We start from the raw sequence: 26,749 nt of genomic DNA, 5'->3' as shown, positions 1-26,749 counted from the left end.
CAGATCCATTATAGAGGAGTATCAGCATGCCAAATCTAGTATGTAAGAAGTGTGTTCTGAATTCGGACATTCCGGGCATAGAAATTAACGAAGAAAGCGGTCTCTGTCATTTCTGTGAGACTTATGTTCCTATGTCTTCACAGGAAAAAGATCAGTACCTTAACAGGATTGAAGAACTTTTTAAAGAATACAGCGGCAAGGGCAATTATGATGTGATATTTGCACTTTCAGGTGGAAAAGACTCTTCATACACCCTTTACAAACTCAAAAAAGACTATCCCTTCTTAAAAGTACTTGCTGTCCAGTTTGATAATGGGTTTACTTCAGATTATGCCGTAGTAAATGCAAAGAAAATGTGTGAGATTACAGGATGCGACTATTTTAAGCTGACAATGGAAACAGAGGTCCTGTATGAGCTCTTCCGAAAGGCAGCCGAATCCTCTGATGCGTTCCCAAAGTTTGCCAAATACAGGGCAAGCGACATATGCAATATCTGCATCAGCGTCATTAAGCAGAAATTGCTGGAACAGGCCATAGTTCAGAACGCTCCTTTTGTCATATTTGCTTTTACAGCAGGACAGTCTCCCAAACCCATAATCAATCTGTCAGCTAATTTCATACAATGGTCAAGGAACCTTTTTGAAAAGCAGCTTCAAAAAATAGGTGTTGATGACAAAGATGAGAAGTTCCTTAGTAAAAATGAGGTCATTAAAAATATGGGGGAAATCGCTCCATCCATGCTGCACCCTCTCTGTCTCTGGGAATATAGTGAGGATAAAGTGCTTGAAACAATAATAGGGCTCGGGTGGAAAGCTCCTGACCTCAATGATAGCAATTCAACTAACTGTACACTGAATTCTTTTGCATGCTATAACCACCTTGAAAAGTACGGCTTCCATCCATATGCCTTTGACATAGCAGGACTTGTCCGAAGTGGAGAAATGCCAAGGGAAGAAGGGTTGGAAAAACTTAACCAGGAACTATCGCAGCCGCTGATAGGGGAAGCTGCAGAGAAACTTAACTTGAATATAAAAAACTCTTAAACATGATTAAACAATTTTATTTAAACAATTTTATTTAAACGATTTGATCTTGAATTACAGTCCAATCATTTTAAAATAAACATTTCAATCATTTTAGGAGTAAATAATATGCAGGTAGAGGAAGAATTTAATGTTAATATAACGGAAGAACTCAACAGAGATGCTGATAAGCTTGCTGAAAGACTCAGGGGCTTTATAAGAGACCAGGTCACGGCTTTTAAGAAAAAAGGAGTGGTTTTAGGGGTTTCAGGTGGTATTGATTCAGCTGTAGCCCTTACCCTTTGCGTACAGGAATTCGGCAAGGAAAACGTATACGGTCTTCTCCTCCCTGAAAACGAATCCGCTCCTTCCAGCAAAATTCTGGGGGCAGAAATCTGCGAAAGCCTGGGTGTAACGTATGAGGAGGTCCCTATTTCTCCAATCCTGGAATCCCTTAACATTTATGAGAAGAAAGAACAGATCATAAAGAAAACCTGTCCTGAATACGACCCCGAAATACATAAAACCTCACTTGTGCTGCCTGATTTCCTTAACCAGGGACTTTTGAACGTTCCTCATATCAGGCTGATAAAAGACGGTGAAACCGTTGGAAAGTACAGGCTGAAGGCAAATGACTATCTGGAACTGATCGGATTGCAAGGGGTCAAGCAGCGGTCCAGAATGGTAATTCAGTATATGTATGCTGAACAGATGAATTACGTGGTTTGCGGCACAACCAACAAGACCGAACTGGTTCTTGGTCAGTTTGTGAAATACGGGGACGGTGGCGTAGACCTCGAACCTCTTGCAGACTGCTATAAGACCCGGATCTATGCTCTGGCAAAACATCTCAGGGTAAATGAGGAAATTATAAAGCGCCCGCCAAGTGCCGACACCTGGAGCCATTATACGACTGATGAGGAATTCTACTGGCGTATGCCCATGCATATCATTGATCAGCTCCTGTATGCCCGGGAACATAAACTGCCTTTAGAGGTAACTGAAAACAACACCGGCTTGTCCAGAGATACTATAGAAAAAGCCTGGAGGCACTTTGACCGGGTAAAAGATACTACAGAGTATATACGGGCTGCTCCGCCTGTTTTCTATCTGGGCATGTAAGATAATTAGGCAAATGCTTACTGACCATTCAACGTCAACGTCAACTCAATCAACAATTTCGATGGATAAGTATGGACACCAGAGTTTCCATTGTACGCTGTTCCGACTATTCAGGTGTAAAAGGTGCAATTAAGGAGGCACTCAATCTGATAGGCGGGCTTTCATTAAATAAAACTTCTGTCGAAATTGTAGATTATAAATTTCAATTAATATGGTTTAAATATCAATTAACTTAATCAAAAACTGACTATATGAAATATAGTTACCGGTGGAAGAGTAATAGAAAGTAAGTGCCAGGGGTTTTTCACCTCAAAATTGGGAAGACAACACCATGACTACCGTGATATCTGACAGAGATAAAGTGACTTTTGGTGAAGTAGCCGGCCATTATCACAGTAATAAAATCTTGTTTGGGATAAAATACCTTAAGAACTGGGTTCTGGAACGCCTCGCTTCATGCGTCCCTGTTCCTTCCTGGAGAGCAAAACTGCATAAAATGAGGGGCGTAAATCTCGGGGAGAATGTATACGTCGGCTATGATGTGATCTTTGACAGGCTTCACCCTGAAATGATCACAGTGGGAGATTACGCTGAAATTGGGGACCGCTGCATCCTGTCTGCCCACACAAGAGGCAGTCTAACCACAAGACAGGCTTATCCGAGGAGCATGGCTCCCATAAAAATAGGGCGTGGGGTTTCTGTAAATCCTGGATGTATAATCACGCAAGGGGTTGAAATTGGAGAAAATTCCATAATAGGAATTGGGTCCGTAGTTAGCCGTGATATTTCTCCGAACAGTCTTGCTCTGGGTTATCCGGCTCGAGTTGTTAAAAAGCTCGATGGCGTAGGGGATCTCCAAACCTGATTTACAGGTTTTTAATTTTTTACTTTTTTATATTTTTATTACTCTTTTCATTTTTTTATACTAATAAGCGACTACTTTAAAGCGACTACTTTATCCAATATTTATTATTTTTATTTAATGCTTTTTCGTTTAAATCTGGGAGTGCGGAGGCACAGCATGAATTCCCCTTTCTCGGAGGGCATAAGCCTGACAGGTAGGTAGTTAACTATCTCAACCCGATCCAGAATCATTTTTCAGATCTGTAACTGAATTCAAACCCAAATCGACTCAAAGCAAACAGTGCCATTAATATTACAATAAAAACACAGAAAACAGATACAAAAGAGAAGATCAGATACTTAAATAAGCCAACCTCTGCAAATCCAGTAGCCATTATTGAGAATACACTGATAGGTTTATTGTAAAGAGGATAGAGATAATCACAGCCTCCTGTAGCCATATCATCTAACAGCAGGTGTGTGAGGAAAGCAGATTCTGCAAAAATTGCCATGTATACTGCTTTATTGAATTCCCTGTATGCAGCATATCCGACAACTCCTCCGAACAGAATTGCAGTAGAACTGAACAGCAATGAATGTGTCGGGATCGGGCCAATCCAGCAGTGTTCTATAGTGCCGTTTACGAGTAGATTATATACAGCCGGCATGTCCGGGAACAGAGTACATAAACCACCTACAAACATCAGTAATAGTAGCGTCCTTGAGTTTCTGAATGAGAGCTCTTTGCGATATAACGCCTTTGTTGCAGCATATACAGCTACCGCGCAGACGCAAAACAAAAAAAACAGAACATGTACAACAGGATATGGCATGAGGGACCCTTTTTCAAATATATAGGATATAGCGTATTCTTTCACATGTGACAGGCAGGAAGCCCTGTTGTTTTAGCGCAGGGGGGAATGCCGTCAACTTTCTGGCATTCCGTTCCACGTTTGGATTTCTCCACTCTGCTTTGGAATCGAATTTCCGTAGCATGTAACACGGTTTTGGAAAACCGTCTCCCCTCGCCAATGTTGGATATGCTTGTCAGGTGTAGCACACCGCCCCTACCTCTCAGGACTTTTAATGCTACACGATAGAGCTACAAACTGAGGAAGCATTCGCAGGTATCATGACATTTCCAACGTAGTCAATTAAGACTTAGGCTGGTCAACCAGGGCTTTTGCAAGCCACAATGCTTTAGCATGGGGTAGTTGACACGCAACGGATCTTAGAACATTAGGATCTCCAGATTTGATCAAATTAGGGAGATAATTAGTGGTTCTCTAAACTCTATTTATCTATCTTCTATAAGATCCATCTTCTATAAAATTTTTGCCCTATGTGTATTCGCTGAAAAAAACCTTGACCTGCTTTCTTTAAAAGGAATCTGGATACAAGTCTGGACAGATGCCCTCATAGAGGGATCAGTTCTACAAGCATCCCGTCTTCAAAAGGATGTCTTTCAATAATGAAAAGTTTTGTTCCAAGGGGTTCAAGTTCTTCCTTGAGTCCATCCTTAAGGTCTTCAAGTACCCACCAGGCGATCTCAATTTTCCCTTCTTTGACTTCATAAAGTTCGTCGGGAACTTCTATTTCCCCGAGGATCTCTCCTGCAAGCTCCTGGTCCCCCCCATTGATAACCCCATAGATCAGAGTGCCGTCTTCAGTGATCTCGTCAAATTCTCTCGCTGTGTTTTTTGCAATCCTCTGAAACCTTTTGCGCAGCTGGACTGCGTCCTTATAGGTCGAAGAACAGAAACGTACTCTTTTGCACGTACTAGAAGCAATTTCAGCATAATTATGGGACCCGGCAGCAGCACAGGAAGTGTCTGACTCCAGGGAAAACCCTTTTTCATAAAGGGCATCTGAGTTATTATCAGAAAATTCCAGTTCGTTCATGTTGAGAAAAACTCCCATTTCCTCTGCAAAAGCTGCAACTTTCTCTGCACCATCAAGGGAAGGAATTTCTATTCCGGTTTCCATTCCCAGGGCTTTTGCATTTCGCAAGGCATCTGTGTAGGGGCTGTGCATGAGCTCTCCCCAGACAGCCTGTGGAGGATGGAAGCGGATTTCGTCAAGGCCTGCTTCTGCTAACTTTTCAAGGGTTTCCCTATCAGGAGCAAGAGACGTATAAAGATGAATATGATGAGCTTTCCCAAAAGAGGATTTAAGCAGGCGGATGTAATACAGGACTCTCTCCACTTTAATTAGAGGCTCTCCGCCAGTAATCCCTGTCCCGAGGGCGTCCATAAGCTCAGCTTCCTTCAACAAATCCTCATCACTTTTTACAAGCCTTTCGTTTGCAAAAACCAGGTCTTTTCCACTCCTTTCATCGGAAAGAGGGCAGTAAAAACAGCTTTTAGGGCAAAGACCCGTTACAAAGAGCACCATTTTGGCACCCTGCTGACAGAGCCTGCAGCCTTCTGAAAGGTAACTGCAAAAGGAGCCTGTCTCATCCTTGGTTAACTTTTCCATACCTGAGATTGCATATTCTTTTGTCCTATATAAGGCTTGTTTCCGGATACTGCCTCTGGCCCCGAATGAGCTCTACCAAATGGAAAGGAATTTTCCCGGCCCCGGTTCCTAAATTAAGGATTTGGAAACTAATATATCTAGTTCAGAAACTAATATATCTATCAGGTACCAAAGGTTCACTGATGTCAGAGAAGGAAGGATATGTTGTAGTTTTCGGCTGCAAAAGGTGCGGAAAATGCAAGGATGTATGTCCTGTAGGCGCCATTTATGAAGAAAACGAACTTGCAAAAATTGATCCTGAAAAGTGTAACCTTTGCATGAAATGCATAGATGAATGTACTAACAGGTCCATTATTTACATGGAATGATAAGGAATCAAGTTGATTGAAGCCCCTAATAATCTTAACAAAGTCCAAAAAAGTCAGGAAAAGGTCGGAAAGAGATGTTTGACCCGAAAAAAATCCCAGTTAAGGGAAAGATCATAGATGTTACAGTCCCTATTTCTTCTTTTACCCCTATCTTTCCCGGAGACCCGGAGCCTTCAATCGAAAAGTTCCTCACTCTCGAAAATGACGGCTGTGCAGTCTCCAGGTTGAGTTTCGGAAGCCATACAGGCACGCACGTTGATGCTCCGTCTCACATCCTGAAAGATGGGCTTTCAGTTGATAGACTGGACATTGAGAGCCTTATGGGTAAGGCGGTTGTTCTGGATTTTTCCCGGAGAAACGGGGCATTGACAGGTAATATTCTTGATAAGGTCTATAATGGCCAGACAAATAATGATCCGAAAAATAATGATTCGAAAAATAATGATTCGAAAAATAATGATTCGAAAAATAATGGCCAGAAAATTACTGAAAGTGTTTCTATTCTCCTTCTGAAAACAAAGGCTTCTTTCCGAGAAGAAAAAAATCCGGAAATCTCGGGCTTTCAGGTAGGGGGACTTGATAAGGGAAGGGAATTTGAGGAATCTGCTTACCTTGATTCAACTGCTGCAGCCTGGATTGTCCGGAATAGGTTCAAAACCGTAGGAATCGATGGCTTTTCCGTTGACAGCCTCTCCTCAGAAAGCCTGCCTGCTCATCACACGCTTCTTTCAAATAACGTGAACATTGTGGAATGCCTTGACCTGAGCTTAGTCGAGGCTGGCACGTATTTTTTCCTGTGCCTGCCCCTGAAAGTTGAGGGCTGCGATGGGGCTCCGGCAAGAGCGTTACTGATTTCGGACTTCTGATATTCAGAACCTGGCCATTGTTTCAGAACCTGGCCATTGTATATTTTATGCCGTCCTGGGTAACCATTTCGAACAGGAACTCGCCTGAAACCGGGTATTCTATTACCACTGCCGTGCTTTCGAGAACCGAAGACTTCTGGCTGCTGTCCTGATTTTCGGCAGGAATCCATATACCTTCCGGATTCTGTATGCCCCTTATAAAATGGACGGGGGTTCCTTTAAGCAGCACTCTCTTTTTAACCCCGTTTTTGTACTGGTAAATAAGGGTGTTATTTTCCGGAACCCACCCGGAGTCGGTCAGGTTTCCATTGCATTCCTGATCGGGGTCCACTCCGAAACTTATGTACCTGATAGCCGGCGGGAGAGAAAATATCAGGGTGCACATGCTTCCCTCAGGGCTGTACCTGTCTGCAGAGTCTCGGGCATATCCTCCCTGGATCGAGAGAAGGGAAAGGGAAGCGGTTTCTGCCTGGGTTTTAATTTCCGCTTCCTGAAGGACAGGCGAGGCTATATTCCAGGCCTGGGCCAGAAGGAGCACTACTGCAGCCAGAAGCCCGAGATATACTACAAGTTTAAGTGGGATCGTGTCTGCGGCCGCAGTGTCTAAAACAAATTTTTTCATATAATGATAAATGAGCTTTACATAATAAAAAATTTTACTCAATGGATGGGGGTAGTTTTCCACACCTAAAAACTAAAAGGAAAACTTGATGATAAATAACAGGTTAAAGGATAACAGGAGACGACTGGTCAAAGAAAGCTTGAATAAGATAATGATCAATAGGTAAACCTGATAAAAAGATAAACTGAAAATTGCAATTACAATTACAATTCATCGGAAAACATAGGAGGGTTTGGAATTAGCAAGGAATGCGACGAAAATCTGTTATGTATCCCTTTTTCTGAGGAGCAGCTTGAGGGAATAAAAAAGTATGCAGCCCTTAACGAAATGGAAGTTGAAGATTTTATAAAAAACATTTGCCTGACTCAATGCCTCCAGCAAATGGAATACTACCAGGGGCAGATGCCTGAAGCTGGAGGAGGGGCAGCAAAATCTGAAAACGGGTCAAAAACCGAGCCAAAAAAAACTGAAATTAAAGACAAAAAGCCTACCTCAAAAGACCTGCTTGACGGGCCTCTCATCCTGGACCAGCAGTGCATAATGGATTTATTTGCAATCAAACGAGAGTTCGGCCATACTTCAAATAACAAGGTCATTACCGTTGCCCTTAAACTGGGTTTAAATCAGCTCAGTGTGGCTCTTGATATGCTCAAGCACAAACTGGAAGAATAAAATAAGTGGAAAAAGAGAAAGAGTTAAGTTAGTTTTGTTGAGGTTAAGTTAGTTCACGTGAGGTTAAGTTAGTTTGAGTGTGTAGCCCTTTTCAGGCAATTTTTCTGAGGATGCAGGGTTTTTAAGCCCTGCTGGAAAACCATTCCAGGAACTTATCGATAGCCCTGCGCCGGTGGGAAACCTTATTTTTCTCTTCGTCCCCGAGTTCCCCGAAGGTCATGCCCCGGTATTCGAAGATAGGATCATACCCAAAACCGCCTGTGCCCCGCTCTTCGTATGCGATCTTCCCTTCCACTATTCCAGGGAAAACCAGGGGCTCTTTTCCGGGTTCGCAATATCCTATTACGGTTTTAAAATATGCGGTCCTGTCCTCTTCTCCTTCCATCATTTTGAGCACTTTCAGGTTTCCCAGTTTGTCTTCCACAAAACGGGAGTAGGGACCTGGAAAACCGTTTAAAGCATTTATGAAGATCCCGGAGTCATCTACCATCACAGGCATGTTCAGTTTGTTTGCAACATACTGTGCCCCGTAAGCAGCGATCGGTTCAAGTTCATCTTCCTGGAGTTCCGGATAACCATTTTTGTTCTGGATTACTTCGATTCCGAAAGTTTTGAGGATATCCCTGACTTCGGCAAACTTGCCCTTATTTCCTGTAACAAAGACGATCTTATGCATAGCGAGCCCTCTTTTTAATCTCTTCAACTCGCCTGAGTACATCCTCTGAATCTATAAAAGTACTTCCATACCCTTTTTTGAAAGCTTTAACAAGGGTTTCGTGACCGCGGTGCGTACTTTCAAAAGTCTGGAAAAGCACATGAACGTCCACGCCTCTGGATTCCAGGCTTTTGTCAAAATAAGCAAGTCCGAAGTCAATGAGGTAAAGCCTCTCGCCTGCAAGCAGGAGGTTTGAGGTGGTAAGGTCTCCGTGTACTATACCTGAACTGTGCAGCTTGCCTACAAGCTCTCCGACCTTTTCCGAAACCTCTGGGGTTATAAGATACTTTATGGGAACTCCTTCGATGAACTGCATCTTGAGCTTGAATTCCTCAACATCGTAGATGATTGGCGTCGGCACTCCTGTACGCCTGGCTTCAGACATCAGGCGGGCTTCAGCCCGGTTTCTTTCTTTCCTTATCCTCTCATCTATCTCTCTGTGCCTGTAAACCTTAGGGACCCTTTCCTTAACAAGCACCTTCTTTCCTTCAGGCCCCTCCTCAAGGTAAATAACAGCTTCAGCTCCATTGTCCAGCATTTCTCCGGGTGGGGTCCTGAGGAATATCTCAGGAGATATTTCAGGGACCTTTTTCATATCCTCTTCCTTTATCCAGGTCACATTCACATCATCGGTCCTGAAACTCGGGTTCACACGCGAAGCTTCAATCGAGAGGGTATTTCCTGACTTATACATCAGAAGCCCGGTATATGCGATCATTGTCCCGTTGTCGCCCATGAAGCGTTTTTCGGGCACATAGAACTTTGCACCCCTGGCTTCACACATCGTGGTTAACATCTCGCGAAGCCTGGTATTTGCTCCCACTCCGCCTGCAAGCAGCACTTCCTTTTTTCCTGTGTGAGCAAGGGCTCGTTCTGCAACCTCCACAACCATTGCAAAAGCTGTTTCCTGATAGGAATAGCAGACATCTTCAAGAGAGGCTTTTTTAAGGGCTTCGCTTGCAGCAGTGGAAAGCCCGGAAAATGAGAGGTCCATTCCTTTAATCACATACGGGAGGTGGATATATTGCTTCGCGTCTTTTGCGCATGCCTCAATTTTAGGCCCTCCGGGGTGAGGCAGGCCCGCTCCCCGCGCAAACTTATCAAGGGCGTTTCCCAGGCCAATATCGAGGGTTTCTCCAAAGACTCTGTACCGCCCTTCCATATACGAGATTACCTGGGAATTTGCCCCGCTTACATAAAGAACTACAGGGTCCTTTGCAGGGGTTCTCCAGATTCCTATTTCTATATGAGCAATGCAGTGGTTGACTCCTATAAGAGGAATACCCAGGGACAGGGAAAGTATCCTGGCTGCGGTTGCAACAGTTCTCAGACAGGGTCCGAGTCCGGGGCCCTGAGAAAAAGCTATTCCGTCAATATCCGAAGACTCTACCCCTTTTTCTTTTGCTTCTGCAAGGAGTTTTTTGACAACACTTGCTGCATACTTTGCATGGTGCTGGGCGGCTTCCCTGGGGTGGATTCCGCCTTTTTCGGGTTTATAAGTTTCTGTAACCTCGGCAATGATCTCGGTCTCGGTCACGATTGCGGCACTCAGGTTCCAGGCAGTGCCCTCAATTCCAAGGATGAATGTGTTTTTCACGGCTTCCACTCTCCTTCCAATGCGTCTCCTCTGCTTGCTATCACTGCCTTCGATAATATCGGAGAGGGTTATATACATTTGCTTTTCCAGTTTTTCTTCCGGGGCTTTTAAATTTCCCAGGTTTTAAAACTTCCCAGACTTTAAAGCTTCCCGAGCTTCAAAACTTCCCGAGCTTTTCCATACTTTCTCGCATGGGTTCCGGGGAGAACAGGCTTTTTTCAAGCTTCTCCGTAAACTCTTCCAGAGTGGATGTCGGGATGTCAAATTCCGGAGGCGGCGGAGTAAGTGTTTCAAGTTCAAGTTCTTCCTTTTCCTGCCTGCCAAATCTGAACACCGGAAGGAGCAGGAGAGCGGACAAAATCAGAATCGAGATTACATATTCCTTTCCATAAAGCGCCCATAATGCATTGTTTTCCCCAGCCGGGTAAAAAGTCTGGCTTATAATGGATGCCGGCCAGGATATGAGGGGGAGAGTCGAGGCTGCAGGATGGGACAGCAGCAAGCTGAAGATCAAAAGGAAAATTAACCCGAACCCTGCTTTTTTAATAAAACTTTGTTTCCCCGGAGCAAGCCACCAATCCCACCAGGCAGATCCTGGATGGCCTGCACGGATGTTTTTAAGGAGCAGGGTGGCAGGCTGTTTAACCTTCCCGGAATTTTCAAGCTTCAGGCATTCTTCGAGCCTTTCCGAAGCTTTTCGAAAGTAACGGATCTTGCAGTAAAAAAGTCCCAGGAAGTACAGGGCATAAGCTTTCAGTTCATTGTCTTCGGGTTCCTGGCAAATGGCTGCCTTTTCAATTTTTCCGACAGCCGCAAGGAGCATGTACCTGAAACGTGCACTATTTTCTTCAAAAGAAGTTTCTGCATACATATACCTGGCGTATGCATCCCAGAGCAGGTGTCGCTGGTCTTCCGTATCCAGGGCAAGAGCTTGCCTGAAGGATTCAAGAGCAGCTTCACATGCCTGTTCTTCAAGCTCTACCCTGCCTTTCAGGTTCCTTGAAAACGCATTCTTCGGAGCTTCTGCAATTGAAGCTTCAAGCTCTTTTAATGCACCCTTGCTGTTCCCGAGCCTGAAGTAAATCTCTGCAAGCCCGTTCCTGGCATAAATGTTCTTCGGGTTTGCTTCAGTTGCTTTCCTGTAAGCCTTCTGGGCTTTTTCGAAATCTCCCTGCTTAGAACAGGCAAAACCCAGCAGGCAGGAGGGAAGATCAGGATCTGTATACTCTACTGTGGACTTCTCAAGGACCTCGACAGCCCTCTCAAACTCCTGAAGCCTTATCAGGGCAAAGGCTTTCATTGCCGAAGCCAGGGTATCTTTGGGATCGAAGACAAAGGCTGCATCAAACGCTTCAAGGGCTTTTTTCCATTCTCCGCAGTGTGAAAAAACAATTCCTTTCCCGGAACAGGAAATTTTTCCGTTTCCCGAAAGCTTTCTGGCACTCTCAAAAGCTTTCAGGGCATCTTCGTATTTTCCAAGAGCGTCAAGAGCAAAACCTTTGGCGGTCCTGAGTATTCCCAGCATGGATTTTTTTCCGGCAGGGGCTTGAATCCAGGACATCTCCACTTTTTTTTCTTCACCTGACCATCCGGCTTTTTCTGCGCCTATGGTTGTGTAAAAAATCTCTTCTGCCTGCTCAAAAGCCTCCAGAGTTTCTTCATATTTCTCAAGGCAGATGAGGGCAATTCCTTTGTAGACAAGGGGAGATATGTCCTCTGATCCGTATTTTGCTGCCCTGTCAAAAGCTTTAAGTGCTTCTTTATACTCTCCAATTTCGGCAAAAGCAAGCCCCCTGTATTTCCAGCCCTCAGCCCCGATTTTATCTTCAGGAAACTTCTCGGACAGGTCAAGGTATTTTTTAAAAGCTGTCTGGAGCTGGTTTTCAAGAGGCTCTTCTGTATCCTTTTGCCTGGTTTTAAGCCTGGAGAGGGCAACTCCACGGTTGTAGCGGGCAGGCAGGCTCTCATAATCAAGTGTAAGGAGATTTTCATAAGCGTCGAGGGCTTCCCTGTACTTCCCGAGTTTGCAGAGTACATTTCCCTTCCCGTTCCAGGCAAAGGCGTTCTCTATATCAAGCCTTAGAGCCTGTTCAAAAGCCTCAAGAGCTCGAGGCCAGTCCCCAAGCTCATAGTAGACCTCCCCAATACCGCTCAGGGTGCAGCTATTTTCTGGCCCGAAGGAGAGAGCTTTTTCGTAAGCCTGCATTGCTTCGTAATATTTCCCGAGGGCAAGGAAACACCTGCCCATCTCCCCCCAGCCTTCTGAATTCCTGGGGTCTTCTTTAAGGGTTTTACTGAAAGAATCAAGAGCCTGCTGGTAATTTCCAAGAGCCAGCAGGGCTTTTCCCCTGTTGATTTTTGCTTCAGTAAGAGAACTGTCCATCTGAAGTACACTTTCAAATGCCTGAAGTGCTTCCTCATACTTTCCCAGGCTTCCGAGCAGCCTGCCTTTTTCGATCCTGTTTTTTACATTCATGGGTTCAAGAGTAAGGCTTCTTTCAAAAGCTTCAAGTGCTTCTTCTCTTTTCCCAATGCTTTCCAGAATTTTCCCCCCGGTTTCCCATGCCTCTGCAGAAGCGGGCTCAAGTTCCAGAGCCTTTTCACATGTTCTCAAAGCTTCCCTTTTTCTTCCGAGGGAAAGGTATGCTTTTGCCTTGCCTTCCCATGCCCCTGCATGTGAGGGTTCCAGCTCCAGTGCTTTTTCAAAAGCTTCAAGAGCTTCCACATTCTTTCCCAGAGTGTAGAGGGATGTTCCCCTGTAGTACCAGGCTCCAGGGTTTTCAGGATTTATTTCTAGAGCCCCTGAAAGGGCTGAAACTGCTTCGATGTGCTTCCCCAGTCGGTTTAAGGCAAGCCCGCTATAGTAAAGAGCTCCTGCATGTTTTGCATCTCTTTCAAACACCTCTTCGAAAGCCTCCAGAGCCTGTTCAGGAAAGTTCAGGTACCCGAGTGTCAGGCCCTTAAAATAATGGGCAGGGACATTGTCCGGGTCAAAAGCAAGAACCCTTTCAAAAGCCTCCAGAGATTCCTCAGGTCGGTCCATGTACCGCAGTATTTTTCCTTTATATTGCCAGGCGACCGTATCCTCAGGGTTTATCTCAAGCAAGGCATCGAAAGCTTCAAGAGCCTTTTCAAAATTTTTCTCTGACTCGATCGGATTTTTCAGGTTCAAAAGAGCAAGGGCTTTACTGTACCAGGCTCTGGCATAAAGAGAGTGCATATTACCCCAGGAGTTGTCTTCTTAAAATATTTGTGTAGAATTGTATATGCGCCAGGCTATATATACGACTACAGAAAATAGTTACTGATTTACTAAATTTATGGTCTGACTTTAACTTCAGGTTAAGTTACTGCGCATCGATTGCAAAAAAGAGCTTATTCAAAAAAGAGTTTATGCAAAAAAGATGTATACTGGTTGTAAAACTCACTGATTATCTCTTTTAATTGACATTTTTCTAAAATTATAAACTAAAAATTGTTAATTTTAAAAAGAAGCTTGCTTATCTTTTCCAGTTAAATCTTTTTACTCATTACTAGACTATTAATTAGGATAAATAATTAGGGTCTAAAAAGATATAACTATCGAAAGTAGACCTGCAGCAAATTATGTGAAAAAAGTGAACCGAATTTGGTATAATCTGCAAGAAAAAGTTTGAGAGATTTTCCTCCAGAAGAGGACTTGAGTGAAAGGAGCCGCAGGAAAAACTCCTGCGGTCCGGTTGAAAAATAAGTTATGATTTCCCTTGCGGGTTATTTCTTGAATTCGGTATAGCCGCACTTTCCGCAGGCGAGGCGGGTTTTGTGTTCGGCAAGAAATACACCGGGTCCGCATCTGGGACAGAACTGTCTAAGTCTGGTTACGGAGTCGCCCTGGACTTTGTAGTAATCTTTTACTGCCATGTTTATACACCTCAGTAAGGCTTACGCCTCTTCTTCCTCAGTTTCTGCTCCGGGGGCAGGGTTTCTCTTCAGGACGTATTCAAGTTCTACTTCTTTCATGCGGCTTGCATCTTCGTAGATCTTGGCATAACCCTTGCTTTCCTGCATTCCGTACTCGGTCTTGATCCTCTGGATGACCAGCAGTTCAAGGGGAGCATTTAACATTGCAGCAAGCTTGTTCCGTACATCACTTCTGGAAGGAGTTGAACCTTCATATTTCACAATGAAATCCAGTTCCCTTCTGTTTAAAAGTGCATTTTTTTTATCTTTAAGGATATTTATGTCCATCTAGAATTCTCCGTATCTTATCCAATTCATTATTCTGATTTTTGCTGATGAGCTTTTCAAAAAGAGCCCTTATTTCTTCCTTCTTTTCCTCAGTGACCTCTACAAAGACCACACCCTCATCAGGTTGCCCGTAAAGGACCACAGACCCCAGTGGAGCCATAAGGATTACCGGAAGGGTTGCCAGGTCCTCTTCTCCTTTTACAAAAATGCGGAGAAGTTTTTCTGAGGCAAACGCTTCGCAAAGGGTTTTTATCAGCTCATCGGTGATAATCCCCGCAGGGTTGTCAACCGAAACTTCTTCATAGACCTTATCCCTGTTCCGGGCCGACACATCTCTGGATACCGGTTTCCTTTTGGTACGGTCGTCCACAATACAGATGTCCGGAATAATCCCGGCTTCGAGCAGGTGGAATGTAGTAACATCCCCTACGGATATAAGTTTTGTGGGGCTTGCAAGCTTCCCTACAAACTTTTCTATGGTATCCCTGCCCTTTCCTCGGTATAATGTGCCAAGTGGTCTTTTCATAAGAGGGCGAAGTTCTCTCGGAAGTTCGATATGAATACTCAACTCAGCGCACCTTCAAGGCAAATCTATCCGGGATGTCAACCCCGAGTTTTTTTGCGATTTCGGAGCGTTCTGTGTCAAGAATTATCACAAGTCCACTCCATTCTTCTGCAAGGTCTGAAGTTCCGCAAACAGGACAATTTTGCCCTTCTAGGACCCTCAGGCAGTGTCGACAGGCTTTTTCTGGCATTGCAAATCCTCTCTTTTGCCTTCTTTATTCAGGTGGTCTCTTGACCTGCTACTTCCGAAGGCTGCTTCTTTCTGCGGGCTTCTTCGAGCCACTGCAGTTTTCCAAGAGCAGTCTGGCGCATGGTAAGCCCTATCTTGCTTTCTTTTGGTTCCCTTTCATTGATGCTGACTGCAACAATTCTAGCTCTTACATGATCCCCTTCAGCAATTGCCTTGCCTCCGGTTTTAGTGACAAGCCTTGCATTTTTGGCATCGTATGAAATAAAGTCGTCAGTAATCTGGCTTACGTGGAGCAGCCCGTCCATTGGGCCCATTCCTATGAAAACTCCAAAGCCGACTGCTTCCACGACCTCACCTTCGATAATCTCCTGGAGTTCGGGGAGAAACATTACTGCTTCGAATGTAACATCATAGTATACAGCCCCGTCTCCGACAAGGATATGCCCTTCTCCGACCTCGTCGATATTGTAAACCGTGACAAGGGAGCCAAGCTTTTTGTCAACCTGTCCCTCAAGTTTTTCCCGTAACGCGTTTTTAATGGTAGGCATCACTTCTTCCCCAAGAAGGGTGGGAGGGATACGAACAGTATCAACGAGTTTCATTAATTTATACATCTGCTAATCACCCGTAAACCTAATCAATGGAACTGCTGCCCGGAAATGTCCGGTGGGGTTTTCAGACAACGTCAAGTCTGTTTTTCTGGCGCAGAGACACGGCCTGGACCCTGTATTCGGCAAGCCTGCGCTTCAACCCTATATCGTTTGTCAGAACAGCCGCTTCCATCTCTCTCGCGAGCCTGAGAATCACGTCATCAGCAGGCCCCGTACCGGCTATTCGCTCGCACCTGTCCATCATGGACCTGGCAACCTTTGCAGCTGTTCTGTTTGAACCTTTTTCCCGCTTTATGAGTTTTTCGATTTCAAATTCAACAGCTTCAGGCACATAGAACTCATTAAAACCCAGCCTTTTCAGTTCTTCGAAAATATCCACACCGAACTGGACAGGGATCATGAACCCGTTAGTATCGATTATGATTTTCAACTTTTTATTACCCCTACTCCAATGAGCCTCCAGCGGGAATCGATTCTCCTGCTGATAGCAACCATAGCCCCAACTGCTGCACTTATCGGGCGTTTGAGTGCCACCTGGGCTTCATTTTTCCGGGCACTTGTTACCACACCTACAGTCGTTGCGGTTCCTATATTGAGCATAAGGGGTTCACTGGTCTTGATTTCATTGATTTTTTCTTCCTTGGTGACTCCCACAACCCTCTCGAGCAGGTGTAGTTCCATGACAAACTGGTGCCTGGTATCAGGAAGAGTGCCTGGTGCGCCTGCAATCTGTCCGGTTAAAGAGTCGCCTTTTGTCAGGGTAGGGTCAAGGTAGGTTCCGACAGCCAGAAGACCTCCGGGAGTTGCTTCCTCTACCTTTGTTGCGCCTGCATAAATGGATGAGACCGTCGTCAGGATAGGAACCCATTTAGTGCTTCCTTCGGTTGTGATTTTGATTCCTGGCCTTATCTCGAGCTCGTCTCCGGGGTGAAGTACGCCTTCTGTAAGGGTGCCTCCGATAACTCCTCCGTGGATTTCATCAATTGAGGCTCCGGGCCTGTTAATGTCAAAAGACCGGGCGATCAGCATGCTTGCAGGCTTGCCTGCTTTATGTAGAGGAGTCGGGATCTGGGTTTCCAGGGCATCGATCAGGATATCGATGTTGATGTTCTGCTGGGCTGAGATCGGGATTACAGGTGCATTTTCTGCGACCGTACCTTTGACAAATTCCTTTATCTGATGGTAGTGCTCGACAAGGCGCTCCCTTGATACAAGGTCAATCTTGTTCTGCACGATAACAATGTTTTCAATCCCTATTATGTCCAGAGCCATAAGGTGTTCTTTTGTCTGGGGCTGAGGGCAGTCTTCGTTTGCGGCAATTACGAGTACTGCTCCGTCCATGATTGCAGCTCCTGAAAGCATGGTTGCCATAAGGGTTTCGTGCCCAGGTGCGTCTACAAAGGACACTGTCCGGTGTTCTTCCGTTTTTTCTCCACAGTTGGGACAGGTCTTTTCCACAGTATAACCCTGAGGTGCAGGGCATTTCGGGCATTTCATGAATGGGGAATCCGCATACCCCAATCTTATCGAAATCCCTCTTTTTACTTCTTCACTATGCGTATCCGTCCACACGCCGGATAAAGCTTTAACAAGTGTGGTTTTTCCATGGTCGACATGTCCTACCATGCCGATATTAACACAGGGCTGACTCAAGTTGTAGTTTCCTCCAGTAAAGTGAAGATAATCTGATCTAAGGCAGGTATTTATCCGAAATCTGTACCTTCAGGGATTTTAACTGCTTTTTTCCCTCGGGGCTGCAGACTTCAACTCTAAACCTAATCCGATCTTTAATTTTCACTATGTGATCCTTGGTTTTATGTAATCTGTAAATTGGAGCGGGATTTTACTGGAACGGGCTTATCCATGAGCCCGAACCCCTTCTCCCAGGTAAATTCTAAATTTCCAGGCTGGAAACCCAGGCAAGTTCTGTCCTTAAATTTTTAGTTACGGTTTGAATCTAGCAGATTCATGATACTTTTAAAGTTTACGGTATCCTGCAAAACTCATATCTACTAATGCCGGAAAGCCTTAATAAATTTATGTGACGATCATATCAAGTTTCTCGAGCTCCAGAGCGCGCCTGATCTCAAAGGCAAGTCTTCTGCCCGTACTCATTGGCCTTCTCCAGAGTGAGTTGCCGTAGGAATGTCCTACTGACATATGCACATTGGTCCCGCCGCCTACTCTAGGAGCCACATCATAAATATAGAAATTCAGGTCCTTGTCCACGCAGGTCTGGAGGCAGAAGGGCCCTATAACTCCAGGTGCGTAATGCTCCTGAGTTGCTTTTACATACTTTTCTCCCATTTCGAATACTTTTTCAAGGAGGGACTCGCGAAGAGTTGCCGAGTTGTGTCCGCAGACGGTGTATTCCGGAGTGAGCTGGTGCTGGGCAAGAGCCATCTGCTGAGGGGCAGGAAGCCTTACATGCCCGTCAAGGCTGGTCTCAAATCGCCAGTCAACGCCAAGGAGCTCAAGTTTGCTCATTTTTGGCTCGATTGGAGAGTAGAACATATCAAGGTTGAACACGGGCCCTATAATATAACGCTCGATCCTGGCAATCTCAAGAGCTTCACGCGTAATCACTCCCTGTTTTATAAGGGCTTCGGATTTTTCCAGGTATTCCCCGTAGCTTGAAGCCGTAAAAAATCCCCTTTCGAGGGTCTTTACCGCATGGGGGAGCTTGACCATTACAAGCTCGTCAATGTCCTCGGGAGACTCTATTTTTTCCGGGAACGGCAGCCCCGCTTTTTCGAGGATCCAGTAGTAGCTCTGCTGTTCGCTCCGCTCCTCACTCCTGAGAAGGTTCCTGCTCCCTACCATAGGCACTCTGAAATTTTCTTCGATTTCATCTATGCTGCAGTAGGAAGTAAAAGAGCGGTTAGGGATAAAAAGCACGTTCTCGTCAACCAGTTTCTGCTGATTCTGGGGCAGGAGAATTTCGTTATACTTCTTAAACACAACTGTCTCATCGACAATTCCTCTCCTTATTTTCCCGTAAGGGTCCCTCTGGGCTTTGAAGTATTCGGTGTAAGTTTTCTCCCTTCCTGCCTGGCAGACTGCAAGGGTCCTGAAATCTTCTTCAACTGCTCCGTCGCAGATGTCGAGTCCGGAGTGAGAGGCAATTGTCCCTACTTTAATCTTATCAGCATGCGAATAATAGTTTTCAACGATTTCCTTAATTTCTTTCCTGTCAATCATATATAATGTCCCTCAGCTTTTTCGAGGTATTGATAATTCTGTGAGGTGGTGATCAGGTATAATCCTGTGTGGTTCTTTCCCTGATATATGATTCTTAACCTGATATTCAAGATGAGATACCTGAAGTCCAGGTCCCGAAGGTAGCTTGCCGGGTTTTATGAAATAAAAGCTCTGATTGGATTTTTCCCCATTAACGGCTTTACCTATTAAAACCCTTTCTAATAGAAGTAATCATTTATATAATGAAGGGTAAGCTGTAGTATCTGTTATTGTCCTCTTACCGTAATTTCCACGTTTATCCTATTTTTAAAAGAAACTCAGGATCAGAGGTGTTATGAAGGCCTCAACCACTGCTGCCAGAAAAAGAAGAGGTACGATCCAGTAAAAATAAAATCTTAACCCTTCTTTAAATTCTTTTTTTATCTCGGTAGGCTTGCCTATAAGGGCAGAGAAAACCTGGTGTCCGAGCCTTAGCCCTATTCCAGCTGACAGGAAGACCATGGGTAGTTCCACTATCCCGTGCGGGAGAAGAGCAAGGAAAATAAAAAGCAGGCCTTTTTCCTGGGCTACGAGGTGCGAGATAACTCCTACAATATATCCGTTGAAGGCGATAAACATTACTGGAAGGACACCAAAGACAAGCCCGAGTACAAGAAAGAGCAGGCTTACAAAGGCATTGTTAAGAAAGATTCCAAGCATAATAAATATCGGGGACATCGCCATGAGGGGTGCGAAACGGGAACTGAAACTTTCCATGAGCGTATCAGCCATATTCGGAAAATTAGCCGAGGAAGCATAACCTGCAAATAGAGCCCCAAAAAATACAACGGTCATGAAAAGGACATATGGCCAGATAAAACGCAGGTAGCTGGTAAACTCAGATACCTTTGAGGCACTTCTTCCTCCTGACCGGGATTTTGTTTCTCCGGGGACGGCTAAAAAGGAATTTTCTGCGGTAGCATATATTTTTTCCTCCCCAGTCCCTTCAGGAGTTTTTGCTCTTACTTCTCTGTTTCTCTCCTGCAAATAATAGTCTGTCTCTCTTTCCATGTTTATCCCCCATATAGACTTAATCTACTGAATCCCGCTATCTGCTGCAGGCACCTGTGTCCCATTTCTTTTAGATTCCCAGCATCATTCGGATTGTGTTCCGGGTTGCCGGAGAAAGCCCGAGGATCAAAATAACCATTTTAATAAGCATTTTCAGGTTGTTTGATTCTTCATCTTTCTCAAACTGGGTATCAAGTGCATAAAGAACCCCTACGAAGATAATTAGTTTCAATGGATACATAACCAATGCAGTACCCGTAAGTTTAATGAGATAAGAAGGAAGCACGTGTTTTTCAAAGTATCCCAGTTTATCTATCCCTATGTATGTCGAAGAAGCATCCAGCAGATGGGCAAGCAGGATTGAAAGGTTTAGAGGGTCGGTAAAAATCGTGGATTTTAAGCGGCGTGCAACCAGGTAAAAGGCAAAGGTTAACCCTGTCCCCGCTCCAATCACAAAGACCGGAACGTAAGCGACTACAATGTCCTCAAAATGTAGCAGAGTGCCAAGATTTATTAAAAACCATGCCAGCCCGAAGCCTGCAAAAATGGGGTGATAATCTTTTACAAGCCCTGCCTTCTGCAGTCGGATTGAGAGCCAGAGACAGACTACGGTTATTCCGAAAACCAGAAAATAAATATTCGGGGTTATAAGCATATAGGAGAAAGGAGGGTGAAAGATGCCAGCCGGAGAATCTTCAATCACGCGCAGAGAAGAACCTGCAAGTACGAATGGCAGGATTGAGAGGATGAACCTGGGGGTTATCTTTACGTCAAGCTTTTTAAGGAGCCTGAAAACCCCAAAAATACAAATTCCCAGTACCACTGCCCAGGTAATGGTGTTTACAAGGTTATACCCTTCATCGCCCCTGATGGGGTTCAGATAATAGGTATTGATAAATTGTGATATGTTATCCGTTAAAAAACTCATCTTATCACTCATTCAAAATGGCAATAACCTAATACAATTAATACTTACTGTACATAGAATACTTACTGTACATAGCTGAATTTGTGTACTGGCTCATATTTATGAAACAAACTTATTTCTGAATTATAAGTGTAGTTAACCTCACTGGTGAACGGTGTTCGGTCTAATTGCAGATATTTCTTTGCCTTCTCGAAGTTTTGTTTCAGGAAAAGCAAACATTTTATACCAGTGTTGTATTCAGCGATTATTATATCTCCACATTTATATAATTTAGCTATTTAATTTTATCTGTTAAAGGTACTAGTTAATAGACTTATCAACAGAGAAAGACTTGATTTAAGTAATTTACTGGTGAAATATCCCTGTTTAATTACATTCAGGCGCCTAAATTCCTTACATAAGCCCGGATGAAATGGTAAATAAGGGACGTAGGATGTGGAATTAATTGGTTAAGAGCATTGTGTTCTTAATATTATCTGAGAATTAAGTTAATGAATTAAGTTCTCCTATTAAATTATGTACACTATATTTGATCTGTATTTGATAAGTTGTCGATGTTTTCTGTAGTTATTATCATCTGTTGATATCAGATACCTGTGTAGTTATCTGCTGGTGTTAAATATCCGGATGATTAGAGATATCTGCAGTGACAATTGAGATGTTAATCTTTAGTAAGTAAGCTTCAATTCCGGCTGGCTAACACCGCCGTGTTTAAGAAATCAGTTATTACACTATAATCTTACACTTTATCTTACACTATATCTATATCACAATCTATATCACAATCTATATTACAACCAAAAATTTATGCGGGTATGAAATTGACAATTAATAAAAACAGCGCAAAATGGATGCAGCTTCCGAGGGATGTGCTGATCGGGCATGGTGTACTTGAGGAAATTGGAGATGTCTGCAGGGACCTTAAACTGAAAGGAAATGCGCTGATAGTGACCGGGAATACTACCTGGGATGTTGCGGGTAAAAGAGTGAGCAAACTCCTGGAAAACGCGGGGAGCAGTGCAGAAACGGTTCTTACCTGCAGGGCGACCATGGAGGAAGTCGAGAAAATTATGCAAAAAGCCCTCGAGACAGAGGCGACTTTTCTTCTTGGAGTAGGAAGCGGTAGGTCTATTGACCTTGCAAAACTTGCTTCTACACGGCTTGAACTTCCTTTTATCAGTGTGCCGACGGCAGCTTCTCATGACGGCATTGCGTCTTCTCGCGCATCGATAATTGATAATGGAAAAAGCTCTTCCGTACAGGCTCAGGCCCCTATTGCCGTAGTCGCGGACACAGAAATTATCTCTGCGGCTCCCTTCCGATTTCTTGCAGCTGGCTGTGGGGACATCATTTCCAATTACACGGCAGTAATGGACTGGGAGCTTGCAAGCAGACTCCGAAACGAGTACTTCGGAGAATACGCTGCAGCTCTCTCCCGCATGGCAGCAAGGGTGGTTATAGAATCTGCCGATTCGATAAAGCCAGAGCATGAGACGTCTGCCAGGCTTGTTGTAAAAGCCCTGGTCTCAAATGGAGTTGCAATGAGCATTGCAGGTTCTTCAAGGCCGGCTTCGGGATCGGAACATATGTTCAGCCATGCCCTTGACAGGATTGCCCCAAAGCCTGCACTGCACGGAGAACAGTGTGGAGTTGGTACAATCATGATGATGTACCTTCACGGAGGAGACTGGCAGGAAATCAGGGACGCCTTAAAAAAGATCGGGGCTCCTACGAATGCAGAAGAACTGGGCATGGAAGATAAATATATAGTCGAAGCCCTGTTACATGCACACAGTATCCGCCCGGACCGCTACACAATTCTTGGAAACGGTCTTACTCTCTCGGCAGCCGAGAAAGTTGCAAGAATCACAAAGGTCATAAGTTGAAAAGTTGTTCTAACTCATGCCTAAATAAAAAATCAGCGACTGTTTGATATATCATGCAACTATATCATAAAAATAAACACCATGAAATATCCGAGCCTTTTAAGGCCGGGGTTCAGATGTAATAATAGTCAACTACCCGCCAATAAATTGGCAGGCATGTAATAGTGTCTAAGTTGACCAGATCACCGATTGGAGTTAACAAAATCGGTAAACGATAGGAAAGAAATAGTTACCCTTGAATGTCGCCTCAGTTTAAGGCTCTAAGGATGCCGGTTAAAAGCCCTAAAGGGTTGTGGGCGGTGCTTGCATCGTTAAACCTTTCCATATCAGATCGAGAGGAGGTCGGATTCCTTGATTGACTGGTTCCATCTACGCTGTAACACTCCAACTTCACGAAGTTGGAGTCCACAATCGGGATACGCATTACTCTACGAAAGTAGAGGGGAGCTTCTTTTTAGCTCCCACCCAACTTATTACTATTTAAATGAGGGATGAAAGCAGGTACGGGGATGTTGACGCATTCCTCCCATGTCTAAAGACACGGGTATCCTGCTTATCTTACCATGAATTTAATTTATTCATACTCTGATTTAAATGCCTGATTTCAGGTTTAATCTCAATACTCAATTCAAAATGTTTCGGGGTAAGCTCCAGGAATCCCGATAAATCAACAAATGCCAGAATAAATTTAAATGGAAGAACTATTATGACAGAAAGCGATACCAAAATAACACTTATCGGATCACGGCTGGCAAAGGAAGGGCTGGAATTCATATTCAAAGGTGAAATGCCTGAATGCAAGAAATGCCGGCTGAAGAATACCTGCCTTAACCTTGAACCCGGACGCAGGTATAGAGTTGAAAGAATAAAAAGTAAGGACCTGCACGAATGTTTCCTGCACGACAGCGGGGTACTCGCTGTGGACGTCAGCAGGGCTCCTATCCTGACAACCATGGAATCTAGAAAAGCAGTTGAAGGGGCAAAAATTATGTATGAGCCCATCAAATGTGGGAAGAAAGAGTGCGGGGTGTATGAGGTCTGCCACCCGGAAGGGCTTTTAAAAGGGGACAAATGCAAAATTGTAGGGGTCCTTGAAAGCCTTGACTCAAAATGTGAAGCCGGCAATTCTTTAAAGAAAGTGAAACTTGCCTGGTAAACATAAACAAACATCTTTTAGTAATAGTAAGATTGATTATTAATTAATAAAAAATGTATATAAGCGGTGTTATATGTGCCTGAACATGCAATGAACCAGGTCCCCCCCTATGAATTTTATACCCAAAAGCGCTGGGAAAACTGGCTCGGACGGGCAAGGGAAAGCGGGTTTCAAATAAAAGAATCAGAAGAAGCCGGAAAGGAAAGCGCTGTATTTGTCAATATGGTTGATGATGTGATCCTTTCCTGCCTGAAAGTAACCGCTCGCTTTGAAAAAGCTCTGCTCTCCAAAGAAACAGCTTTAAAGATTCTTGAGGAGATCAAGGAGATCGTACTTTCCGAGGTCGAACCCATTTCTGAAGATATCGACCTTATGATCGATTCGGTACAGACCTCCCTGATGGGAGCTCTTGTCGCCTTTGAATGCTATTTTATGGGTGACTATGAGGAAGGATCAAATATCGAAGAACTTATAATAATAGCTATTGAAGCCGAAGCCCTGGATGACCTTGAACTTGCTCTTGATTACACTGCACAGTGCGGTGCAATCGTGCTCAAAGGACAAAGTCTGCCTGAAGAGGTTATGGCTGAGCTTCCAGATGGCATTGTTGCAGAATGGCTTGACGGGATTGACTCAATCTCGGCAGCAATGGTAGGAAGTGACAGTTATAAAGAATTTGATGAAGACGACGGGGAAGATGCATAACATCTTCCTCTTCAAATCTTATAGGAAAAAGTAAGTTTCACATATTTTGCTGAAAATTTAAAAATTTAGCCAGGTCTGGAAAACATACTTAAAAGATATTTTCCAATTTGTAAATATGTGATGACATTATTGTGAACTACCTCACGCTAAAGCTGTGAAGCTTCCTGCTTCATACCTCGAACTACCGTTCACAAGTCCACAGGCTCTACCCTCTGTCCCAGAGGTGAAAAATTATTTTCTATTGAATACCCCGCTAGCTTGCTGCGGGGATGGAAAACTTCCCCGGTAACCGTTAATAATAATATGATTTATCAATTTCATTTTTTGGTTGTTAACTCCTGCTCAAACTAAAATGTTTAGGGTTATTGTTTTCTTTTACGGAATTTGGAGCGGGGGCGCGAACATACCCCGTTGCTTGCGGCGGGGTGCGCCAGCGCAACTTTGATTTAATACAAACATTTCTGGTTTCCTTGGCTTGGTTATCGCTTAGGAATTCAGTACATCGTATAGGAAAGAATAGTGTTTCAAGGTTAGAAGATAGCGAAAATGAGATAAGTTTACGCCATTCATTCCCACGCTAAAGCCTTGGGGCTTTCTGGCTATTACATGTAATGTAATAAAATTATTGTATATTTTTTTACTGGTTGGGTAATTCTCCCTTGAATTTGAAGAGGATACTATAACATCTTCCTCTTCAAACTTTTCTAAGTACTTATATTTTTTAAGTACTCATATTTTTTAAACATTCAGGCTTTTTCGATTACTTTTTCATATACTTCAAGGGTTTTTTCAGCTATTGTTTCCCAGTTGTATTTCTTTTTCAGGAGTTCGTACCCCTTCTCTCCCATCTTGTTGCGGCCCAGCCCCTCAAGTACATAGTTGAGGCCCCAGGCAATGGAAGAGGGCTCTTTATGAGCAATGATTCCTGTTCTGAAGTTCTCAACAAGAGCAACTGCATCGCTTGCAACCACAGGCTTTTTCGCATCCCAGGCCTCAAGCACAACTATCCCGAAGGGTTCGTTCCGGCTCGGGACACAGACAAGGTCACAGGCGTTGAACCAGTCTATGACAGTGTTATCAGGGGCGTAACCAAGGAAATTACAGGAGTCTCCAATGCCAAGCCTCTGAGCCTGGTTTTCACATTGAACCCGCATATCTCCTTCTCCTATGAGCACAAACTGGGCATCCCGCTTCTTCAGGACTTTTGCTGCAGCTTCGACGAGCAGATCAGGCCCTTTCTGGTAGGACATCCTTCCGGTGAAGAGCACTACAGGAAGGCAGGGATGGATTCCGTAGTTTCTTTTTATATTTCCAGGATCAAGTTCCCTTTTAATTTTTCCCACATTTATCCCATTGGGGATCTCCCAGAGCTTATAATCGGGAATTGCGTATATGTGCTTGATTTCTTTTCTCAAAATCGTAGATGTCGTAATGACGTCGGAAGCTTCATACCCTCCAAGCCATTCCCTGTGAGCAATCTCTTTTGCTTCCCACCAGTCTCCGTGAAGGTTTCCGTTGCGCCCCCATTCCGTACTGTGGAAGGTCAGGACAAAAGGCAGTCCAAATTGGGCTTTAATTCTGCAGAGGACGTTTACAGGATGCCAGTCGTGCCCGTGGAGGACATCAAACTCTCCTGCTTCCTCCTGTACGTCCAGAAACCGGCAATACATAGCATCGCACATCCGGTTCATCTGCTCCACTATTCCTCCACTCCGGTCGCATGCAATTCTGTGGTAGTGGACTCCCCTGATCATTTCATCATTGTTTTCAGGGCCTCGGGTAAAAAGATGAACCTCATGACCCTTAGCTGCAAGAGCCTCAGAGAGTTCGGATACGTGTGGGGAAATCCCACCTACACGTATAGAATACAAACTTTCCCAGCTAAACATTCCTATTCGAATCTTTTTCATAGACTCACTCATTCCT

26 protein-coding genes are annotated in these 26,749 nt (G+C 44.2%); 9 read left to right on the top strand and 17 right to left on the bottom strand.

Features of this window, described 5'->3' with window-relative positions; translation table 11 throughout:
• The first annotated feature begins 26 nt into the window (after positions 1–26).
• The 3 genes from PHF18_RS06710 to PHF18_RS06700 all read left to right on the top strand — a co-directional run bounded on the left by PHF18_RS06710 (position 27) and on the right by PHF18_RS06700 (position 3,009).
• Complete coding sequence (locus tag PHF18_RS06710; RefSeq protein ID WP_300100111.1) at positions 27–1,043, top strand: hypothetical protein; 1,017 nt, start codon at positions 27–29, stop codon at positions 1,041–1,043.
• A 108-nt stretch (positions 1,044–1,151) separates the two neighbouring features.
• Positions 1,152–2,144: an NAD(+) synthase gene (gene nadE / locus PHF18_RS06705; protein ID WP_300100109.1), complete on the top strand. Its 993-nt coding sequence runs from the start codon at positions 1,152–1,154 to the stop codon at positions 2,142–2,144.
• Between the two features lie 331 nt (positions 2,145–2,475).
• Positions 2,476–3,009 (top strand): acyltransferase, encoded by a 534-nt coding sequence (locus PHF18_RS06700; RefSeq protein WP_300100107.1) that lies wholly within the window; start codon positions 2,476–2,478, stop codon positions 3,007–3,009.
• Positions 3,010–3,235: 226 nt separating this feature from the next.
• On the opposite strand, the gene PHF18_RS06695 is transcribed toward PHF18_RS06700, so the two are convergent.
• A complete protein-coding gene (locus PHF18_RS06695) occupies positions 3,236–3,820 on the bottom strand; it encodes a metal-dependent hydrolase (RefSeq protein WP_300100104.1) in 585 nt (194 codons plus the stop codon).
• A 583-nt stretch (positions 3,821–4,403) separates the two neighbouring features.
• A complete protein-coding gene (locus tag PHF18_RS06690) occupies positions 4,404–5,465 on the bottom strand; it encodes a radical SAM protein (protein WP_300100101.1) in 1,062 nt (353 codons plus the stop codon).
• Between the two features lie 182 nt (positions 5,466–5,647).
• Here PHF18_RS06690 and PHF18_RS06685 point away from each other — a divergent pair, with 182 nt between their 5' ends.
• Complete coding sequence (locus PHF18_RS06685) at positions 5,648–5,833, top strand: DUF362 domain-containing protein (RefSeq protein ID WP_048129108.1); 186 nt, start codon at positions 5,648–5,650, stop codon at positions 5,831–5,833.
• Between the two features lie 74 nt (positions 5,834–5,907).
• On the top strand, positions 5,908–6,699 hold the full coding sequence (locus PHF18_RS06680) for a cyclase family protein (protein ID WP_300100092.1): 792 nt from the start codon (positions 5,908–5,910) through the stop codon (positions 6,697–6,699).
• Between the two features lie 22 nt (positions 6,700–6,721).
• On the opposite strand, the gene PHF18_RS06675 is transcribed toward PHF18_RS06680, so the two are convergent.
• Complete coding sequence (locus tag PHF18_RS06675; RefSeq protein ID WP_300100089.1) at positions 6,722–7,321, bottom strand: hypothetical protein; 600 nt, start codon at positions 7,319–7,321, stop codon at positions 6,722–6,724.
• Positions 7,322–7,648: 327 nt separating this feature from the next.
• Here PHF18_RS06675 and PHF18_RS06670 point away from each other — a divergent pair, with 327 nt between their 5' ends.
• Positions 7,649–7,993, top strand: a complete 345-nt coding sequence (locus PHF18_RS06670) for a hypothetical protein (protein WP_300100086.1) — start codon at positions 7,649–7,651, stop codon at positions 7,991–7,993.
• A gap of 121 nt (positions 7,994–8,114) precedes the next feature.
• On the opposite strand, the gene PHF18_RS06665 is transcribed toward PHF18_RS06670, so the two are convergent.
• From PHF18_RS06665 to PHF18_RS06605, 13 genes are all read right to left on the bottom strand, one after another.
• Positions 8,115–8,669 (bottom strand): XTP/dITP diphosphatase, encoded by a 555-nt coding sequence (locus tag PHF18_RS06665; protein ID WP_300100083.1) that lies wholly within the window; start codon positions 8,667–8,669, stop codon positions 8,115–8,117.
• On the bottom strand, positions 8,662–10,383 hold the full coding sequence (locus PHF18_RS06660; RefSeq protein ID WP_300100080.1) for a bifunctional N(6)-L-threonylcarbamoyladenine synthase/serine/threonine protein kinase: 1,722 nt from the start codon (positions 10,381–10,383) through the stop codon (positions 8,662–8,664). The genes PHF18_RS06665 and PHF18_RS06660 overlap by 8 nt, the downstream gene beginning before the upstream one ends.
• Positions 10,384–10,462: 79 nt before the next feature.
• Positions 10,463–13,525 (bottom strand): tetratricopeptide repeat protein, encoded by a 3,063-nt coding sequence (locus tag PHF18_RS06655; RefSeq protein WP_300100077.1) that lies wholly within the window; start codon positions 13,523–13,525, stop codon positions 10,463–10,465.
• Between the two features lie 530 nt (positions 13,526–14,055).
• The gene (locus tag PHF18_RS06650; protein WP_084630595.1) at positions 14,056–14,205 is read right to left on the bottom strand and encodes a 30S ribosomal protein S27ae; all 150 of its coding nucleotides are present in this window, start codon (positions 14,203–14,205) and stop codon (positions 14,056–14,058) included.
• A 21-nt stretch (positions 14,206–14,226) separates the two neighbouring features.
• On the bottom strand, positions 14,227–14,532 hold the full coding sequence (locus PHF18_RS06645) for a 30S ribosomal protein S24e (RefSeq protein WP_300100070.1): 306 nt from the start codon (positions 14,530–14,532) through the stop codon (positions 14,227–14,229).
• A complete protein-coding gene (locus tag PHF18_RS06640; RefSeq protein ID WP_300100068.1) occupies positions 14,513–15,100 on the bottom strand; it encodes a GTP-dependent dephospho-CoA kinase family protein in 588 nt (195 codons plus the stop codon). The genes PHF18_RS06645 and PHF18_RS06640 overlap by 20 nt, the downstream gene beginning before the upstream one ends.
• Before the next feature lies 1 nt (position 15,101).
• Positions 15,102–15,287: a transcription elongation factor subunit Spt4 gene (spt4, locus tag PHF18_RS06635; protein WP_300100066.1), complete on the bottom strand. Its 186-nt coding sequence runs from the start codon at positions 15,285–15,287 to the stop codon at positions 15,102–15,104.
• Between the two features lie 28 nt (positions 15,288–15,315).
• Positions 15,316–15,900, bottom strand: coding sequence for a DNA-directed RNA polymerase (locus PHF18_RS06630; RefSeq protein ID WP_300100063.1), 585 nt, complete (start codon positions 15,898–15,900; stop codon positions 15,316–15,318).
• Positions 15,901–15,961: 61 nt separating this feature from the next.
• Positions 15,962–16,327 carry a DNA-binding protein gene (locus tag PHF18_RS06625; RefSeq protein WP_300100060.1) on the bottom strand — a complete coding sequence of 122 codons (366 nt, stop codon included), beginning with the start codon at positions 16,325–16,327 and terminating at the stop codon, positions 15,962–15,964.
• Complete coding sequence (locus PHF18_RS06620; protein ID WP_300100057.1) at positions 16,324–17,550, bottom strand: translation initiation factor IF-2 subunit gamma; 1,227 nt, start codon at positions 17,548–17,550, stop codon at positions 16,324–16,326. The genes PHF18_RS06625 and PHF18_RS06620 overlap by 4 nt, the downstream gene beginning before the upstream one ends.
• 384 nt (positions 17,551–17,934) lie before the next feature.
• A complete protein-coding gene (locus PHF18_RS06615) occupies positions 17,935–19,098 on the bottom strand; it encodes a formate--phosphoribosylaminoimidazolecarboxamide ligase family protein (protein WP_300100054.1) in 1,164 nt (387 codons plus the stop codon).
• A 306-nt stretch (positions 19,099–19,404) separates the two neighbouring features.
• Positions 19,405–20,148: a stage II sporulation protein M gene (locus PHF18_RS06610; RefSeq protein ID WP_300100051.1), complete on the bottom strand. Its 744-nt coding sequence runs from the start codon at positions 20,146–20,148 to the stop codon at positions 19,405–19,407.
• 70 nt (positions 20,149–20,218) lie between these two features.
• Positions 20,219–21,076 carry a DUF63 family protein gene (locus PHF18_RS06605; protein WP_300100128.1) on the bottom strand — a complete coding sequence of 286 codons (858 nt, stop codon included), beginning with the start codon at positions 21,074–21,076 and terminating at the stop codon, positions 20,219–20,221.
• An 815-nt stretch (positions 21,077–21,891) separates the two neighbouring features.
• On the opposite strand from PHF18_RS06605, the gene PHF18_RS06600 reads away from it, so the two are divergent.
• The 3 genes from PHF18_RS06600 (at position 21,892) to PHF18_RS06590 (ending at position 24,823) form a co-directional block, all read left to right on the top strand.
• Complete coding sequence (locus PHF18_RS06600; protein WP_300100048.1) at positions 21,892–22,962, top strand: NAD(P)-dependent glycerol-1-phosphate dehydrogenase; 1,071 nt, start codon at positions 21,892–21,894, stop codon at positions 22,960–22,962.
• A 706-nt stretch (positions 22,963–23,668) separates the two neighbouring features.
• Positions 23,669–24,118, top strand: coding sequence for a UPF0179 family protein (locus tag PHF18_RS06595; protein ID WP_300100046.1), 450 nt, complete (start codon positions 23,669–23,671; stop codon positions 24,116–24,118).
• A gap of 75 nt (positions 24,119–24,193) precedes the next feature.
• Complete coding sequence (locus tag PHF18_RS06590) at positions 24,194–24,823, top strand: DUF2150 family protein (protein ID WP_300100044.1); 630 nt, start codon at positions 24,194–24,196, stop codon at positions 24,821–24,823.
• 746 nt (positions 24,824–25,569) lie between these two features.
• On the opposite strand, the gene PHF18_RS06585 is transcribed toward PHF18_RS06590, so the two are convergent.
• Positions 25,570–26,733, bottom strand: coding sequence for a glycosyltransferase family 4 protein (locus PHF18_RS06585; protein WP_300100041.1), 1,164 nt, complete (start codon positions 26,731–26,733; stop codon positions 25,570–25,572).
• Between the last annotated feature and the right edge of the window lie 16 nt (positions 26,734–26,749).

The organism is Methanosarcina sp., assembly GCF_028693135.1.
GTDB lineage: Archaea > Halobacteriota > Methanosarcinia > Methanosarcinales > Methanosarcinaceae > Methanosarcina.
Note: the sequence above shows the minus strand (reverse complement) of the source record. Positions and strands in the feature narration are given on the sequence as shown.

Bases quoted from the DNA above. Each gene is read 5' to 3' on its own strand.
- PHF18_RS06710 (WP_300100111.1), top strand. From the start codon at position 27: ATGCCAAATCTAGTATGTAAGAAGTGTGTTCTGAATTCGGACATTCCG.
- nadE (WP_300100109.1), top strand. From the start codon at position 1,152: ATGCAGGTAGAGGAAGAATTTAATGTTAATATAACGGAAGAACTCAAC.
- PHF18_RS06700 (WP_300100107.1), top strand. From the start codon at position 2,476: ATGACTACCGTGATATCTGACAGAGATAAAGTGACTTTTGGTGAAGTA.
- PHF18_RS06695 (WP_300100104.1), bottom strand. From the start codon at position 3,820: ATGCCATATCCTGTTGTACATGTTCTGTTTTTTTTGTTTTGCGTCTGC.
- PHF18_RS06690 (WP_300100101.1), bottom strand. From the start codon at position 5,465: ATGGAAAAGTTAACCAAGGATGAGACAGGCTCCTTTTGCAGTTACCTT.
- PHF18_RS06685 (WP_048129108.1), top strand. From the start codon at position 5,648: ATGTCAGAGAAGGAAGGATATGTTGTAGTTTTCGGCTGCAAAAGGTGC.
- PHF18_RS06680 (WP_300100092.1), top strand. From the start codon at position 5,908: ATGTTTGACCCGAAAAAAATCCCAGTTAAGGGAAAGATCATAGATGTT.
- PHF18_RS06675 (WP_300100089.1), bottom strand. From the start codon at position 7,321: ATGAAAAAATTTGTTTTAGACACTGCGGCCGCAGACACGATCCCACTT.
- PHF18_RS06670 (WP_300100086.1), top strand. From the start codon at position 7,649: ATGGAAGTTGAAGATTTTATAAAAAACATTTGCCTGACTCAATGCCTC.
- PHF18_RS06665 (WP_300100083.1), bottom strand. From the start codon at position 8,669: ATGCATAAGATCGTCTTTGTTACAGGAAATAAGGGCAAGTTTGCCGAA.
- PHF18_RS06660 (WP_300100080.1), bottom strand. From the start codon at position 10,383: ATGTATATAACCCTCTCCGATATTATCGAAGGCAGTGATAGCAAGCAG.
- PHF18_RS06655 (WP_300100077.1), bottom strand. From the start codon at position 13,525: ATGCACTCTCTTTATGCCAGAGCCTGGTACAGTAAAGCCCTTGCTCTT.
- PHF18_RS06650 (WP_084630595.1), bottom strand. From the start codon at position 14,205: ATGGCAGTAAAAGATTACTACAAAGTCCAGGGCGACTCCGTAACCAGA.
- PHF18_RS06645 (WP_300100070.1), bottom strand. From the start codon at position 14,532: ATGGACATAAATATCCTTAAAGATAAAAAAAATGCACTTTTAAACAGA.
- spt4 (WP_300100066.1), bottom strand. From the start codon at position 15,287: ATGCCAGAAAAAGCCTGTCGACACTGCCTGAGGGTCCTAGAAGGGCAA.
- PHF18_RS06630 (WP_300100063.1), bottom strand. From the start codon at position 15,900: ATGTATAAATTAATGAAACTCGTTGATACTGTTCGTATCCCTCCCACC.
- PHF18_RS06615 (WP_300100054.1), bottom strand. From the start codon at position 19,098: ATGATTGACAGGAAAGAAATTAAGGAAATCGTTGAAAACTATTATTCG.
- PHF18_RS06610 (WP_300100051.1), bottom strand. From the start codon at position 20,148: ATGGAAAGAGAGACAGACTATTATTTGCAGGAGAGAAACAGAGAAGTA.
- PHF18_RS06605 (WP_300100128.1), bottom strand. From the start codon at position 21,076: ATGAGTTTTTTAACGGATAACATATCACAATTTATCAATACCTATTAT.
- PHF18_RS06600 (WP_300100048.1), top strand. From the start codon at position 21,892: ATGAAATTGACAATTAATAAAAACAGCGCAAAATGGATGCAGCTTCCG.
- PHF18_RS06595 (WP_300100046.1), top strand. From the start codon at position 23,669: ATGACAGAAAGCGATACCAAAATAACACTTATCGGATCACGGCTGGCA.
- PHF18_RS06585 (WP_300100041.1), bottom strand. From the start codon at position 26,733: ATGAAAAAGATTCGAATAGGAATGTTTAGCTGGGAAAGTTTGTATTCT.